At 71.9% G+C, this 14906-nt stretch carries 16 protein-coding genes; 8 read left to right on the top strand and 8 right to left on the bottom strand.

The features are described 5' to 3' along the window. Window positions 1-26: 26 nt before the first annotated feature. From ABZ876_RS33050 to ABZ876_RS33040, 3 genes are read right to left on the bottom strand one after another with little or no spacing between them, the layout of a single operon-like run. Window positions 27-1097, bottom strand: coding sequence for a low specificity L-threonine aldolase (locus tag ABZ876_RS33050; protein WP_361788801.1), 1071 nt, complete (start codon window positions 1095-1097; stop codon window positions 27-29). Next, entirely contained in the window at window positions 1094-1846 is a 753-nt protein-coding gene (locus ABZ876_RS33045; protein ID WP_361788800.1) for an SDR family NAD(P)-dependent oxidoreductase, read from the bottom strand. The genes ABZ876_RS33050 and ABZ876_RS33045 overlap by 4 nt, the downstream gene beginning before the upstream one ends. Window positions 1847-1902: 56 nt before the next feature. Continuing rightward, on the bottom strand, window positions 1903-3300 hold the full coding sequence (locus tag ABZ876_RS33040) for a DUF6421 family protein (RefSeq protein WP_361788799.1): 1398 nt from the start codon (window positions 3298-3300) through the stop codon (window positions 1903-1905). Between the two features lie 454 nt (window positions 3301-3754). Here ABZ876_RS33040 and ABZ876_RS33035 point away from each other — a divergent pair, with 454 nt between their 5' ends. After that, window positions 3755-4438, top strand: coding sequence for a glycerophosphodiester phosphodiesterase family protein (locus ABZ876_RS33035; protein WP_361788798.1), 684 nt, complete (start codon window positions 3755-3757; stop codon window positions 4436-4438). A 78-nt stretch (window positions 4439-4516) separates the two neighbouring features. On the opposite strand, the gene ABZ876_RS33030 is transcribed toward ABZ876_RS33035, so the two are convergent. Beyond that, a complete protein-coding gene (locus ABZ876_RS33030; RefSeq protein ID WP_361788797.1) occupies window positions 4517-5065 on the bottom strand; it encodes a GNAT family N-acetyltransferase in 549 nt (182 codons plus the stop codon). A gap of 73 nt (window positions 5066-5138) precedes the next feature. Here ABZ876_RS33030 and ABZ876_RS33025 point away from each other — a divergent pair, with 73 nt between their 5' ends. Both ABZ876_RS33025 and ABZ876_RS33020 read left to right on the top strand, forming a co-directional pair. Continuing rightward, on the top strand, window positions 5139-5531 hold the full coding sequence (locus ABZ876_RS33025) for a VOC family protein (RefSeq protein ID WP_361788796.1): 393 nt from the start codon (window positions 5139-5141) through the stop codon (window positions 5529-5531). Between the two features lie 61 nt (window positions 5532-5592). After that, window positions 5593-6360, top strand: coding sequence for a VOC family protein (locus ABZ876_RS33020; RefSeq protein ID WP_361788795.1), 768 nt, complete (start codon window positions 5593-5595; stop codon window positions 6358-6360). Window positions 6361-6531: 171 nt separating this feature from the next. Here the strand turns inward: ABZ876_RS33020 and ABZ876_RS33015 are convergent, their stop codons facing one another. Both ABZ876_RS33015 and ABZ876_RS33010 read right to left on the bottom strand, forming a co-directional pair. Beyond that, window positions 6532-7149: a MarR family transcriptional regulator gene (locus ABZ876_RS33015; RefSeq protein WP_361788794.1), complete on the bottom strand. Its 618-nt coding sequence runs from the start codon at window positions 7147-7149 to the stop codon at window positions 6532-6534. After that, on the bottom strand, window positions 7146-8783 hold the full coding sequence (locus ABZ876_RS33010; RefSeq protein WP_361788793.1) for an FUSC family protein: 1638 nt from the start codon (window positions 8781-8783) through the stop codon (window positions 7146-7148). Before ABZ876_RS33010 ends, ABZ876_RS33015 begins: the two co-directional genes overlap by 4 nt. 172 nt (window positions 8784-8955) lie before the next feature. On the opposite strand from ABZ876_RS33010, the gene ABZ876_RS33005 reads away from it, so the two are divergent. The 3 genes from ABZ876_RS33005 (at window position 8956) to ABZ876_RS32995 (ending at window position 11495) form a co-directional block, all read left to right on the top strand. Further along, window positions 8956-9501 carry a DUF5134 domain-containing protein gene (locus ABZ876_RS33005; RefSeq protein WP_361788792.1) on the top strand — a complete coding sequence of 182 codons (546 nt, stop codon included), beginning with the start codon at window positions 8956-8958 and terminating at the stop codon, window positions 9499-9501. Between the two features lie 189 nt (window positions 9502-9690). Next, entirely contained in the window at window positions 9691-10626 is a 936-nt protein-coding gene (locus ABZ876_RS33000) for a M56 family metallopeptidase (RefSeq protein WP_361788791.1), read from the top strand. Between the two features lie 170 nt (window positions 10627-10796). Further along, complete coding sequence (locus ABZ876_RS32995) at window positions 10797-11495, top strand: HAD-IA family hydrolase (RefSeq protein WP_361788790.1); 699 nt, start codon at window positions 10797-10799, stop codon at window positions 11493-11495. A 14-nt stretch (window positions 11496-11509) separates the two neighbouring features. Here ABZ876_RS32995 and ABZ876_RS32990 read toward each other — a convergent pair whose 3' ends face one another. Continuing rightward, on the bottom strand, window positions 11510-11755 hold the full coding sequence (locus ABZ876_RS32990) for a DUF2630 family protein (RefSeq protein ID WP_361788789.1): 246 nt from the start codon (window positions 11753-11755) through the stop codon (window positions 11510-11512). A gap of 243 nt (window positions 11756-11998) precedes the next feature. Here ABZ876_RS32990 and ABZ876_RS32985 point away from each other — a divergent pair, with 243 nt between their 5' ends. Further along, on the top strand, window positions 11999-12688 hold the full coding sequence (locus ABZ876_RS32985) for a helix-turn-helix domain-containing protein (protein ID WP_361788788.1): 690 nt from the start codon (window positions 11999-12001) through the stop codon (window positions 12686-12688). Between the two features lie 66 nt (window positions 12689-12754). Here the strand turns inward: ABZ876_RS32985 and ABZ876_RS32980 are convergent, their stop codons facing one another. After that, window positions 12755-13219 carry a DUF6214 family protein gene (locus ABZ876_RS32980; RefSeq protein ID WP_361788787.1) on the bottom strand — a complete coding sequence of 155 codons (465 nt, stop codon included), beginning with the start codon at window positions 13217-13219 and terminating at the stop codon, window positions 12755-12757. Between the two features lie 228 nt (window positions 13220-13447). Between ABZ876_RS32980 and ABZ876_RS32975 the strand changes: the two genes are divergently transcribed. Then, entirely contained in the window at window positions 13448-14860 is a 1413-nt protein-coding gene (locus ABZ876_RS32975) for an FAD-dependent oxidoreductase (protein ID WP_361788786.1), read from the top strand. Window positions 14861-14906 lie beyond the last annotated feature (46 nt).

Below are 14906 nucleotides of genomic sequence, written 5' to 3'. Positions count from 1 at the left end.
CAAGCGGCGTGTCTGGGAGGGGGCGCCTAGCGCGCCATCTCCTCCTTCAGCGCCGCCAGGAACCGGTCCACGTCGTCCTCGGTCGTGTCGAAGGCGCACATCCAGCGCACGACCCCGGCCGCCTCGTCCCAGAAGTAGAACCGGAACCGCTGCTGAAGACGCTCGCTCACGTCATGAGGAAGCCTGGCGAAGACCCCGTTGGCCTGCACCGGGTAGAGAATCTCCACCCCGTGCACGGCCCGCACACCCTCCGCGAGCCGCTGCGCCATCTCGTTGGCGTGGCGGGCGTTGCGCAGCCACAGGTCCTTGGCGAACAGGGCCTCCAGCTGCACCGACACAAAGCGCATCTTCGACGCGAGCTGCATGGACAGCTTGCGCAGGTGCTTCATATGACTGACGGCGTCCTGGTTGAGCACGACGACCGCCTCGCCGAACAGCGCGCCGTTCTTCGTCCCGCCGAGAGAGAGGATGTCGACGCCGACCGCATTGGTGAACGTGCGCATCGGCACGTCGAGGGAGGCGGCCGCGTTGGCCATCCGGGAACCGTCCAGGTGCACCTTCATGCCGCGCGCATGGGCGTGCTCGCAGATCGCACGGATCTCGTCGGGCGTGTAGAGGGTGCCCAGCTCGGTGCTCTGGGTGATCGAGACGACCTGCGGCATGGCGCGGTGCTCGTCCTCCCAGCCGTACGCCTGCCGGTCGATCAGCTCGGGCGTGAGCTTGCCGTCGGGCGTGGGCACGGTGAGCAGCTTCAGCCCGCCCATGCGCTCGGGGGCTCCACCCTCGTCGACGTTGATGTGCGCGCTCTCCGCACAGATCACCGCGCCCCAGCGGTCGGTGACGGCCTGGAGCGCGACGACGTTCGCACCGGTGCCGTTGAACACCGGGAAGGCCTCGGCCGTGGAGCCGAAGTGGCTGCGGATGATCCGCTGGAGGTTCTCGGTGTAGACGTCCTCGCCGTACGCGACCTGGTGCCCGCCGTTGGCCACGGCCAGGGCGGCGAGCACCTCCGGGTGAGCCCCGGCGTAGTTGTCACTGGCGAAGCCGCGGACCTCCGGGTCGTGACGGCGACGCGCGTCGGTCTTGGGAGGGTTCACGGCTTCTCGGTCAGCCACAGACGTTTTCCGTTCACTTCCGCGGCGGGCTTGCTCCAGACGTCGGCGATGGCCTCGGCCAGGTCCTTGACGTCCGTGAAGCCCGCGAACTTCGCGTTGGGGCGGTCGGCGCGCATCGCGTCGTGCACCAACGCCTTCACCACCAGGATCGCAGCCGCCGACGTCGGGCCACCCTCGCCCCCGGCCTTGCGGAAGTAGTCGGCCATGGCCAGGGTCCATGCCTCGGCGGCGGCCTTGGCGGCGGCATAGGCGGCGTTGCCCGCGGCGGGCTTGGTCGCGCCCGCGGCGCTGATCAGGACGTAGCGTCCGCGGTCGCTGCGTTGCAGCGCCTCGTGGAACGCCAGGGAGGTGTGCTGCACGGTGCGAACGAGCAGCAGTTCGAGGAAGTCCCAGTCGTCGAGGCTGGTCTTGGTGAAGGTCTCACTGCCGCGCCAGCCGCCGACCAGGTGCACCAGTCCGTCGACGCGCCCGAAGTCCTTCTCGACATGGGTGGCCCAGTCACGGGTGGACTGGAGGTCGAGCAGGTCCACCGTGTCCCCGGTGACGGTGGCGCCGCCGAGCGCGTAGCGGGCCGCGTCGACGGCCTCCGCGAGCCGCTCGGGGTCGTTGTCCGAGGCCACCACGGTCGCCCCGGCCTCGGCCAGCCTCAGCAGTGTCGCCCGGCCCGCGGCTCCGCCCGCGCCCGCCACCGCGATCACCGCGCCACTCAGTGGCCCATTCCCGTTCCGCATCGTCCTCGCCTCCTGAACAGCGTCCGCCGCATCAGCCGTACCCACGGCACGGGCGCTCACGCGGCGACTCGCTCGGCGATCTCCGCGGTGATGCCCTTGGTGGAGGCGATCACGTTCTTGAGCTTCTTCTGGAGCGCCTCATAGAACATGCTCAGCGGAAACTCGTCCGGAAGCACGTCGTCCACGAGCTTGCGCGGCGGCTGGGCCAGGTCCAGGGCCTCGGGGCCCTTGGCCCACTTGGAGCCGGGGTGCGGCGCCAGGTAGGTGGAGACCAGCTCGTAGCCGGCGAACCAGTGCACGAGCTTCGGGCGGTCGATGCCGTCCCTGTACAGCTTCTCGATCTCGGCGCACAGCTGGTTGGTGACCTGCGGGGCGCGCTCCCAGTCGATGGAGAGCTTGTTGTCCGTCCAGCGGAGGACATCGTGCTTGTGCAGGTAGGCGAAGAGCAGCTGACCGCCGAGGCCGTCGTAGTTGCGCACGCGGTCGCCGGTGACCGGGAAGCGGAACATGCGGTCGAAGAGCACCGCGTACTGCACGTCACGGGCCTGCGGGACGCCGTCCGCCTGGAGCTTCACGGCCTCCTTGAAGGCGGTGAGGTCACAGCGCAGCTCCTCCAGGCCATACATCCAGAACGGCTGGCGTTGCTTGATCATGAACGGGTCGAACGGCAGGTCACCGTGGCTGTGGGTGCGGTCGTGGACCATGTCCCACAGCACGAAGGCCTCTTCGCAGCGCTTCTGGTCGTGGACCATCGCGGCGATGTCCTCGGGCAGCTGCAGGCCCAGGAGGTCGACGGCGGCCTCGGTGACCCGGCGGAAGCGGGCGGCCTCGCGGTCGCAGAAGATGCCACCCCAGGAGAATCGTTCCGGCGCCTCACGGACGGCGATGGTCTCCGGGAAGAGGACGGCGGAGTTGGTGTCGTAGCCCGCGGTGAAGTCCTCGAAGGTGATGCCGCAGAACAGCGGGTTGTCGTAGCGGGTGGCCTCCAGCTCGGCGAGCCACTCCGGCCACACCATGCGCAGGACGACCGCCTCGAGGTTGCGGTCGGGGTTGCCGTTCTGCGTGTACATCGGGAAGACGACCAGGTGCTGGAGGCCGTCCCGGCGGTCTGCGGCGGGCTGGAAGGCCAGCAGCGAGTCGAGGAAGTCGGGCACCTGGAAGCCCTCGTCGGCCCACCGGCGCAGATCCTTCATGAGCGCCTCGTGGTAGGCGACGTCGTGCGGGAGCAGCGGGGAGAGCGCCTCGACGGCCCCCACCACATCGCCGACGGCCTCTTCGGCGGCCGCGCGCTCCGGGGCACCCTCGGCGGCGAAGTCGATCGAACCATCCTCGGCCTGCCATGGCCGGATCCGTTCCACGGCATCCTTGAGCACGGGCCAAGCCGGGTGGTCCACCACCTTGTCTTGCGGAGGAACCTGCCCCTCCGAACCCACCTGCACAAGAATTTCCGTCATGACCCATCCTCCACGGGAGAACCTCAAGTAGGGACACCGTAAGCGGGGACGGTTTCTTCCAGCAAGAGGGGGATCGGGAAATTATCCTGCCCAACCCCCACCTTCACCGCTCTTTTTCCTGCCGGACACCAGAAGAACGTGACATCCGCCATACGCCCGCGGCCACCCGGAGGCGCTGACCGCCAACAGGCGGCCGTACTGTTTTCGGCCGGCCCGGTGAAGGGGAGGGCCCGGGAGAGGCGGCGGGGCCCATGGTCAACAGCAGCGCGACGCGCCCACCAAGGAGTGACACCCGGCCGGCCCTGCGGGTCCCGATTCGCGCCGCGCCGTGCGCCCGTTGACCCGTGTAGGAGCGGGTTCACCGCGCACCGGGGCCATTAGGCTGCGCCCTGCCGCGACGGTGCGGGAACGCCTCGCGGCAGCCGAGCCGCCGTCGACGGAAGCGAGTTGAACCTTGAACTTCCTCACCATCGGTCATCGCGGAGTCATGGGTGTCGAGCCCGAGAACACCCTCCGGTCCTTTGTCGCCGCCGAACGCGCGGGCCTCGATGTGATCGAGCTCGATCTCCATCTGAGCAAGGACGGCGCTCTCGTGATCATGCACGACGCCGAAGTCGACCGTACGACCGACGGCACCGGTGCGATCGCCGAGAAGACCGTCGCCGAACTGCGCGCTCTCGACGCGGGCAGCGGTGAGCGGGTCCCCGTCTTCGAGGAGGTCCTGGACGCGGTGAAGACGCCGCTCCAGGCGGAGATCAAGGATGTGGCGGCGGCCCGGGCACTGGCCGAGGTGATGCATCGCCGGGACCTCGTCGGCCGGGTCGAGGTCTCGTCGTTCCACGCAGAGGCGATCGCCGAGATCGCCCGGCTCGTACCCGGTGTGCGTACCGCGCTGGTCGCCAGCCGCTACGGCACCGACGTGGCCGAGAACGCCGTCGCCGCCGGCGCCCGGACGGTCTGCCTCAACATCCGCCGGCTGACCCTGGAGGTCGTCGAGCACGCGCGGAAGGCGGATCTGAGGGTCATCGGCTGGGTCGTGAACACCCTGGACCATCTACGGCTGGCCCGCGCGCTGGAACTGGACGGCGCGACCACCGACTACCCGGAGATCAAGCGCACCGGCCGCTTCACCGCCTGAGGGCCAGCGCCGCGCACGGCCGCGTCGTTCGACGCCGTACGCCCCGTCCGGCCACCGGGCCGGACGTCGGAGCCGGATTCAGCGCAACGGCTTGACCAGCAGCTCGAACTCCAGGTCGTCGCGCTGCGGGATACCGAAGCGCTCGTCGCCGTACGGGAACGGGCTCATCCGTCCCGTACGGCGGTAGCCGCGCCGCTCGTACCAGGCGATGAGGTCGTCCCGGACGGAGATCACCGTCATCTGCATCTCCGTCACGCCCCAGGCGTCCAGGGCCATCCGCTCCGCCTCGGCGATCACCGTCTTGCCGAGACCCGCGCCCTGGAGTGCGGGGCTGACCGCGAACATGCCGAAGTAGGCGTGCTCTCCGCGGTGTTGGATCTGGCAGCAGGCGACGATCGTGCCGTCGCGCTCGACCGTGAGCAGCCGGCTGTCGGGCGACTCGATGACCTGGAGCACCCCCTCCGGGTCGGTCCGCTGCCCTTCCAGGATGTCCGCCTCGGTCGTCCACCCGGCCCGGCTGGCGTCGCCGCGGTACGCCGACTCGATCAGCTTGACCAGCGCGTCCACGTCGGCTTCGGCGGCGTCGCGGAAGGTCAGACCGGTCGTGGCGGTGGCGGCGCTGTGCATGGGCTGCTTCTCCGATCTCAGGGGCGCGGCGCGGGCACCGATGAGCGTAACGCCCCCGCTAGGCTCCGTTTGCATGGTCCACGTACTGAACAGCCGCGTTCTCCTGCGCCCCACCGACCCCGAGCGTTCCCGCGCCTTCTACGGCGAGAAGCTCGGGCTCGCTGTCTGCCGGGAGTTCGGCACCGGACCGGAGCGCGGTGTCGTGTACTTCCTCGGTGGCGGCTTCCTGGAGGTCTCGGGGCGCGGTGAGGCACCGCCCTCCCCCGCGCTGAAGCTCTGGCTCCAGGTGCGGGACATCGTGGCCGCGCACGCCGAGCTGGCCGAGGCGGGCGTCGAGATCGTGCGACCGCCCGTGAAGGAGCCGTGGGGCCTGATCGAGATGTGGATCGCCGACCCGGACGGCACCGAGATCGTGCTGGTGGAGATCCCTGCCGACCACCCCCTGCGCTACCGCCCCGGGATCTGATGCCGCGGGCCGGGCGGCGGCATAGCCTGCTGAGGGGGACCGCAGGGTGGGAGGCAACCCCATGAAGCTCGAGAAGCCGGTGACCGGCGGCCCCTGCTGGGCGGAGCTCGGGACCAGCGACCTGGAGAGGGCCAAACGGTTCTACACCGAGCTGTTCGGCTGGCGTCCGGAGACGGACCCCCGGCCGGAGTCGGGCGGATACACGGTCGCCCGCCTCGGTGACGCGGCGGTCGCGGCCCTGGCCCCGCTGTACCAGCAGGAGCAGCCGGTCGCCTGGAACGTGGCGTTCTCCGTGGACGACGCCGACGAGGCTGCCGAGGCGGTGGGGGTGGCCGGGGGCACGGTGCTCCTGGGTCCGGTGGACGTCCACGACGCGGGCCGTTTCACGGTCGCCCTCGATCCGGACGGCGCGGCGTTCCAGATGTGGCAGCCGCGGGCCTTCGCCGGTGCCGGACTGTTCAACGCTCCGGGTGCGCTGGGCTGGGTGGAGCTGCTGACCCGCGTCCCGGAGAGGGCCACCGACTTCTACACGACGGTCTTCGGCTGGACCGTGCACCCCTCCGCCGACTACACGCAGTGGGGCGTCGGCGACGCCGACTTCGGCGGCATGGTGACCATGGGCGACCGGTTCCCGCACGAGGTGCCGGCACACTGGCTGCCGTACTTCGCGGTCGAGGACGTGGACGCCATGACGTCCGTCGCGACGGAGGCGGGCGGGCGCGTCCTCATGGAACCGGCCTCGGTGCCGGACGGCCCGCGCATCGCCGTTCTGAAGGACCCCCAGGGCGCGGTGTTCGGCATCTACGCGTCCGGTCGAGAAGAGGGCTAGCTGCGCCCGCACTTCGCGGCGGCCACGGAGACGACATCCCTCTCTTCGTGGATGCGGATACGACCTGGGCGCGATGCGGCGGGGCGGAACGGTAGACCAGGGTGGGGCTCCCAGGGGTTCCGCCTCCCGCCGTGGGTGGCCGCGGGTGGTCGCCCGGCCCCCGGTGCGCGCTCAGCCGCGCGGCGCGCCGAGCCGTCCCTCCAGCTGGACGAGCAACTCACCGAGCAGTGCCGCGAGTTCCGACTGCTCCCGGCCGTCGAGGCCGGAGAGGACGGCCGTCTCGTAGGAGAGCTGCTCGGGCAGGACGGAGTCGACCAGATCGCGGCCCGCCTCGGTGAGGCGGAGATGGGCGACACGGCGGTCCCGGTCGTCGCCGCGCCGCTCGACCAGGCCGCGTTCGGTGAGCTGCTTGAGCCGCTTGGTGACGGCGGCACCGGAGGAGAACGTCTCGCGGGCGATCTCGCCCGGGGTCAGCTCGTGGCCCGTGCGCCGCAGCGTGCCGAGGACGTCGAACTCGGGCCGGGTGAGCCCGGCGCGGCGCAGCGGCGCGTCCTCGGCCTGCTGGAGCAGGGCGGCGCACCGGTTGACGCGACCGATGATCTCCATGGGCCCGGTGTCGATGTCGGGGCGGACGGCGTGCCACTGGCGCACGACGGCGGCGACGGTGTCGCCCGCCCCGCCGCGCCCGGCCACTGCCCCGGCCAAGGGCTGCCCCGTCGGGGCACCGGCGGCTGTCCGTCCGCCCGCGTCGTCGCCCGGTGCCGCCGCCCGTCCGTTCCCTGCCGTCATGCCCGTGCGCCTTCCGAGGTGTGCAGTCCCTGCCGTCGTATCGTCGCGGCGAGCGTACGGTGTCCGGCCTGTTCGGCGCGCAGCACCCGCTCCTCCGGCAGGGCGCGCTGCCACCACTCGCCGGCCGTCGCGTCGGCCGCGGCACGCAGGTCCACCACCGCGGCGGCGAGGCCGCGGCGCGCGGCCTCAAGGGCGCCCGGTTCGGGGTGCTCTACGGCCACCGCACCGGCCGCGCGCCCACGGGCCCGCTCCAGGGCGGCGAGGGCGTGTTCGAGGCGGTCGCCGGCGCGCCGGTTGGTGACGACTACCGCGGCGACGAAGCCGGCGAGCGCTCCGACCAGGGTGTCCAGGACTCGGTCGGCCATCAGCGCGCCGGGCTCCTGGTACCGGGAGAACTCGGTGACGAGCAGGGCCATTGGGGTCACGCAGACGCTGCCGAGCCAGTAATTGCGGCTGATCAGGGCTTCCGCTCCGAAGTTGAGGGCGAGGCCGCACAGCACGAGGGTAAGCCGGCTCTGGTGGGCGAGCGGGGCGACGGCCGCGAAGAGCAGGACGCCGACGAGGTTGCCGACGACGCGCTGGATCCCCCGGGTCCAGGTGAGGGTGACGTTGGGCTGGTAGAGCGAGGCGGCGGTGACCAGGGCCCAGTACGGGCGGCCGACGCCGAACGCGAGCGCGGCGTATCCGGCGAGGGCGCAGCCGAGCGCGGTGCGCAGGGCGAGGGGGGCCAGCAGGCCGAGCCTGCGGTGCACCGGGCGTGGCGGGCTGCCGAGTCCGGCCTCCACGCCGAGGAGTTCGTCGGCGGCCTCGCCGGGATCGTCCGGCTGCGGGACGGGCCCGGTGCCCCGCAGGGCACGAGCCCAGCCCCGAAGCCGCCCGGGGTCGCTGTCGCCGGGCGCCGCGAGTGCGACCTCGGCACGGACGACGAGCCGCTCGAGGTCACGTCGGGGTGCGGAACGGGCCCCGGTCGACAGCAGCGTATGCCAGGCGCCGTGTACGGCGGCCGCGGCGCCGGCGCGGGCGGCGGCCGTACGGGTTTCCGTGAACGCTGCGGCCGCGCTCAGCGCGTGGGCGGTGGCCCGGCGCTCGGGTCCGTGGGGTCGCAGCAGGCCGGGGGCCATGCCGACGATCCAGGACCAGGCGCCCGCCGCCGTGGCGAGGGCGAGATGGCCGGGCAGGTGGGCGAGGGTCCCCGGGACGAACAGGGACGCCGAGCTGATGAAGGTGAAGATCACGTTTCCCGGCGGCCCGATCCGGGTCGCGTCGCACAGCACCTTCTGCACGGCCGCGAGCAGGGCTCCCACGGTCACCAGCACCACCGCGTTCGTGGTGAGCGAGGCGGCGAGCAGGGCGACGGCGAGGCCGCCGAGCATGCCGAGGACGACCAGGGCGAGGGTACGGGCGCGGGCCGCGTACGGGCGGCTGTGTCCGTAGAGGGCGCAGAGCGAGCCCGCCATGGTGTAGGCCGCGAGGTCGAGGCGGCCGAGGGCGAGCAGGATCAGGTTCGGCGGGGCGACCGCGGCGACCACGCTCAGCGCGGGCTTGAACCAGATCTCCGAAGGCTTGCCGAGGCGCAGGAGGCCGCACAAGGGAAGAGGGCGCATACGGGAGGCACCGGGGGTCGCACTGCTCATACCCATAAGTTTAACATGTATTTTACTCGTAAATAATTCGGGTGCTCGGACGCCCTCACCTGTGTCGCGTCCCCCGCGCTCCCCCGGCGTACCCCTGTGCGCTCGCTTGCGCACCCTCGGTGACGGGCATGCCCTCCTGAGTCCGGCGCCGAGTCGAGCGGGGAGGTGCGCCATGCACGGACCGGCTTCGCCCGGCTGGCTGCTCGTCGCGCTGTGCGCGGCTACCGGGGCCTACTGCCTGCTGCGCATGCGCAGCAGGGTCGAGGAGCAGCGCCGGACCGCGCGAGGCGAGGCGCTGATGGGGTTCGGCATGGCGGTGATGGCCGTGCCCGCCGCGGTCGCGACACCTCCGCGAGGGTTCTGGTTCGCCTACGCCCTCCTCTTCGGCGGGGCGGCCCTGCGGGCCCTGTGGGCGGCCCGGAGGAGCGCCCACCATCTGCACCATCTGGTGGGGGCCGGTGCGATGGCCTACATGGCGGCGGCGATGGCCGCCTCGCCCGGACACCACGGTCATGGGGGCGTCCCGCCACTGACCGGGGCGCTTGTGCTCTACTTCGCGGCCTACGTGCTGTGGTCGGGGATGCGTCTGGTGCCGGTCGCCGCGGTGGCCACGGGCGGGGGCGCGCGCACCGTGGGCTGGGGCGACCGTCCCGAACTCGCGCGGGTGTGCCGGCTGTCCATGGCCATCGCGATGCTGGCGATGCTGTTCGCCCTCTGAAGTGCGCGACGCGCGGGCGCACCGTCCCGACGCGGCTCGGCACATCGCAGGCGCGTCGAGCCGTTCGCAACCCGGCGCGACGCAGCGGTACCGACCCCTTCGCGGGCGGTTCAACCAAACCGTGGCGTGCGTCACTTTGCCGCGGCAGTACGTATCCCGTGGCGCCGCCCGGCTCATAGGCTTCGGCCCATGATGGTCCCCGCGGCCCTGCTGCTGCTCGGCGCCCTGACCGCCGTGCTCGCCCCGCGGCTGCTCGCCCGGGCGGACTGGCCGGACCGGGAACCGGTGGTCGCCCTGTGGGTGTGGCAGTGCGTGGTGGCGGCTGTACTGGTGTGCTGCGCGCTGTCGATGACCCTCAGCGCGGCCGCGGCCTGGGCTGCCGTGCGGGGTCATGTGTTCGCCTCCGCGCCACACGGTGTCGTGGACGCCTACGCGCTGGGCACCGGAAGCCCGTGGGCCGCGACGACCGCCGTCAGCCTGGCGTGCGCCGGGGTGTGGAGCGCTGCGATGCTGGTCCGGGAGGTCGTACGGGCACAGGCACGCCGTCGGCGCAGCCGGGCCGAACTGCTCGTACGTGCTCCGCAGTTGCCCGGTGAGGAACCCGGCACCGACCGGCTGGTCGTCCTGGAGGGGGAGCGCCCGGACGCCTGGTGGCTGCCCGGCGCCGCGCCCCGACTGGTCATCACCACGGCCGCGTTGCGCCGGCTCAAGGGCAGGCAGCTGGACGCGGTGCTCGCGCATGAGCAGAGCCACGCGCGGGCCCGGCACGACTGGCTGCTGCACTCGTCGGCCGCGCTCGCCAACGGATTTCCGCAGGTACCGGTCTTCGCCGCGTTCCGCGACGAGATGCACCGGCTGGTCGAACTCGCCGCGGACGACATGGCGTCGCGCCGCCACGGCCGCCTCACCACCGCGCTCGCACTCGTGGAACTCAACGAAGGCCGGGTGGTGTTCGGCCCCTGTCCCACGCCGGGGACCCATGTGCCCCAGCGCGTCCTCCGCCTCCTCACTCCCCCGGACCGGCTGCCGGCGGCGCACCGGCTCAGGCTGACGGCGACCGCGGCGCTGGTTCCCGTGCTTCCGGTGCTGGTGGCGTTCGTGCCCGGGCTGCGGGCCCTGGGATAGCCGGCGGTCGCCTGGGCCGGACACCGGCTGGCCCCGGGCCCCACGCGTCGGCACGATCGCGCCATGCCTCCGGCGCCCGTCGAGTCGGCGCGTTCCGCACGAGAGCGGTCCGTCCCTGACCCGCGGAGGGGTCCTTGACCCGCGCGGAGGGTTCGCGAAGGATCGGCCCCATGGCGATCAAAGGCGTGCTGTTCGACTTCTCCGGGACCCTCTTCCGTATCGAATCGACCGAGTCGTGGCTGCGCGCCGTGGTGACGGAAGCCGGACTCGCCCTGTCCCAGGAGGAATTGGTCCACACGGCCGAGCGACTGGAGTCGGCCGGCGCGCTGGCCGGCGGCGCCCTTCCCACGGCTCCGATGTCGGACGAGCTGGCCACGCTGTGGGCGGTGCGGGACCGTAGCTCCGAGGCGCACCGAGCCGCGTTCACCGGCCTGTCACGTCAGGTGCCGCTGCCTGACCCGCGGCTCCATGACGCCCTGTACGACCGCCATATGACGCCGGACGCCTGGCGGCCCTACCCCGACACGATCGAGGTGCTCCGCTCGCTGCGGGAGCGGGGGGTGGCCGTCGGCGTGGTCAGCAACATCGGCTGGGACCTGCGCCCGGTCTTCCATGAGCACGGTGTCGCCCCCTACGTGGACACCTTTGTACTGTCGTACGAACATGGCATCCAGAAGCCGGACACCCGGCTGTTCGCCCTCGCCTGCGACGCGCTCGGCCTCGCCCCGCAGGACACGCTGATGGTGGGGGACGACCGCCACGCGGACGGCGGCGCGGCGGACCTGGGCTGCACGGTGCACTTCGTCGACCACCGCCCGGTTTCCGAGCGCCCGGACGGCCTCCGTCCGGTCCTGGACCTGATCGGCTGAGCCCTCGGCCGCTCTCAGCTCTCGTAGTCCTCGACCTGCGACGCCGGGCGGACGCGGGCGTCGTCCGGGTTCTCTCCGAACTCGGCTTTCGCGCGGCGCTGGCGCAGCAGGTCCCAGCACTGGTCGAGCGCTCGTTCCAGTTCGGCGAGCCGTTCCTGCTCCGTCACGCTGTCGATCCGACCGGACCGAAGCGCATCACGCAGGCCGCGCTCCTCGTCCACCATCGCTGAGATCCGGCCCAGGATCTGCTCTTGGTCCATGTGTGAACGCCTCCTCGGGGACTCGTGCCCACTCTAGGGACGGTCGAGCGCCTCTGCGACACATGTCGTCCGGGCCCCGCAGCCCGTAAGGGAGCGAGGGATGGGCACGGCGTCACCGGCGGCCGCCTTGGACCGTCCCCCGTGCGGCCCAAGGCAGACGCCACCCGGCACCGGCCCCGCCGGGGCACGGTCCGGATGCGCTGAGTATAGTTGGCTGACAGCCAGTCAACGCAGGAGTCCAGGATGTCCCCGCGCAGCGCCTCGGTCAATGAAGAATTGCGGCGGCGTTCCCGTGAACGGCTGTTGCAGGCCGCGGTCGAGCTGGTCGGCGAGCGCGGCTACGACGCGACGACGCTCGGCGACATCGCGGACCGCGCCGGTTCCGCCCGCGGCCTGGTGTCGTACTACTTTCCGGGCAAGCGGCAGCTCGTCCAGTCCGCTGTGCACCGGCTGATGCACCGCACCCTGGAAGAGGCCCTGGAGGGTGAGCCGCGCACCGATGACGGCCGGGAGCGGATGGCGCGGGCCATCGACGCGATCCTCGGCCTGACGGTCCATCACCCGGTGCTGATGCGCCAGCACATGGCGGGGATGCTCTACGCGGAGGGGTTCGTGCAGTGCCCCGAGCAGCAGCGGCTCGCGGAACTGCTGCGGGACACGGTCGCCCGGCACGGATCGACGGACCCCGCGACCGATTACCCGAAGCTGCGGGCCCTGTTGATGGGCGCGGTCTACGCGGCACTCGTACCCGGTGCCCCGATGCCGCTGCCGGTGCTGCGGGCGGAGCTGTTCCACCGGTACGGCCTGGACCGGCGGATGGGGGCCGCGCCGGATTCCGAGGACACACGCGAACCGTACGACGCGGACCTGTCGCGGTTCTTCGCGACGGAGAGCCGGAGTCCGGAGAAGGACGGCCAGGGCGACAGGGTCTAGCAGGACGACAGAGGCGGCGACGCGGTCCGGTCGGGTCCGCGCCCCCGGCCGGGCCGCCGGCCCCGCTCAGCCCCTGTTGTGCCGCGGGGTCAGGAGTCCGGCGTCGCGCGCACCGCCGATCAGCTTCAGCGATCCGCGGCGGCTGCGACCCGTCGCGCACATCACCGCGAGCACCGGGTCGACGCCCCGTCCCTGGGCCGCGAGGTACTCCTCGGCGACCCGCCGCATCCCTTCCACGCCCGGCGGCCAGGCCGGGCCGTCGCGGCTCACGAGCGCTCCGGAGGACTCGGACCGCGGGGCGGGGTTCGTGCCGCAGGCCTCGAGCAGGGGTTCCTCGATCCAGTCGACGAGCGCCGCCAGATCGTCGAGGGACAACGGCGGCTGGGCCCTCACCTCCTCGATGTTCACACAGCCACCGGCCGTCACGGCGAGCACGTCCACCCGGCCGCCGTCGGGCAGATCGAGCCGGACGGCGAACCACGACGTGACGTTCCCGCACTCCTGCACTTCCCAGGCGGGCCATACGGACACCGGCCCGTCCGAGGGGAAGCCGGATCGAAAGTGATCGGAAAAATCCCCAAAGGACGCTTCCCACATACACGCAACGTAAGCGGCCGATCACATACCATGCCAAGAGCCACGCACGGCAGGGACCGCTCCGCACCCCGTCGGCCCAGCGCCGCCACCGCCCCTCCCCTCCCGCCGTGCGCGGTGCAATGCTGGAGCCACCAGCGATCTCCTCAGCGAGGGAGTTCCGCCGTGCTGCATGTCGCCGTCGTCGGCTCCGGGCCAAGTGGGGTCTACACCGCCCAGAGCCTTGTCCAGCTGGATCCAGAGGTACGCGTCGACGTCCTCGACCGGCTGCCCTGCCCGTATGGGCTGGTGCGGTACGGCGTGGCGCCCGACCACGAGAAGATCAAGTCGCTTCAGAACAACCTGCGCACGGTTCTGGAGCACGAGCGGATCCGGTTCCTCGGCGGAGTCGAGGTGGGCGCGGGCGGCGTCGACCCGGCCCGGCTGGGCGAGCTGTACCACGCGGTGGTCTACTGCGTGGGGGCCGCGACCGACCGGCATCTCGGCATCCCGGGCGAGGAGTTGCCCGGCAGCTGGTCGGCCACGGAGTTCGTGTCCTGGTACAGCGCACACCCGGACTCCGTCGCCGACGGTTTCGTGCTCGGCGCGCGGTCGGCCGCGGTGATCGGTGTCGGTAACGTCGCGGTGGACGTGGCCCGGATGCTGGCCCGGGGAGTGACGGAGCTGAGCCCCACCGACATGCCTCAGGCGGCGCTCACGGCGCTGGCCGCCAGCGAGATCACCGAGATCCACATGGTGGGGCGGCGCGGCCCCTCGCAGGCCCGGTTCACCACCAAGGAACTGCGGGAGCTGGGCACCCTGCCGGACACCGACGTGATCGTGGACGAGGAGGAGATGGCGCTCGACCCGGCGTACCGGGACCCGTCCGGGCTGCCGGCCACCCAGCGCCGCAATGTGGAGGTGCTGCGCTCGTGGGCGGCGACACCTCCGCGGGGAGCCCCGCGCCGGATCCGGCTGCGGTTCTTCCTGCGGCCGGTGGAACTGCTCGCCGCCGGGGGTACCTCCCCGCTCGAGGGGAGCCGAGACCTCGGAGGACGTCGCGTGGGCGCGGTGCGTTTCGAACGCACGGCCCCCGACCCGGACGGCTCAGTCAAGGGCACCGGGCGCTACGAAGACGTGGAGGCCCAGCTGGTGCTGCGTTCGGTCGGCTATCGCGGAGTGCCCCTGCAAGGGCTTCCGTTCGACGCGAAGAGCGGGACCGTACCGCACCGTGCGGGACGGGTACTGCGGGACGGGGCCGTCTCACCGGGCGAGTACGTGGCCGGGTGGATCAAGCGGGGCCCGACGGGCGTGATCGGCACGAACCGGCCCTGCGCCAAGGAGACGGTCACCTCGCTGCTCGAGGACGCCCCCGGCCTTGTGGGCCGGGAGGTGCCCGAGGACGCGCTCCCCTGTCTGCGGTCGGACGGGCTCACCCCTGTCGAGTGGCCGGGGTGGCTGGCGATCGAACGGGCGGAGGCGGAGCTGGGGGTCTCGCTCGGCCGGTCGGTGGTGAAGCTCCCGGACTGGCAGTCCCTCATGACCGCCGCGCAGCGCGACCCACAGCGGCAACCGCCTCGAGATCAACAACCTGCTTGAGCGAGCTGCCGTCTTCCTTCACGACGACAGCCGTGTTCCTCCATGA

It is taken from the genome of Streptomyces sp. NPDC046931, assembly GCF_040644655.1.
GTDB lineage: Bacteria > Actinomycetota > Actinomycetes > Streptomycetales > Streptomycetaceae > Streptomyces.
This window is presented reverse-complemented; position numbering and strand designations above follow the sequence as displayed.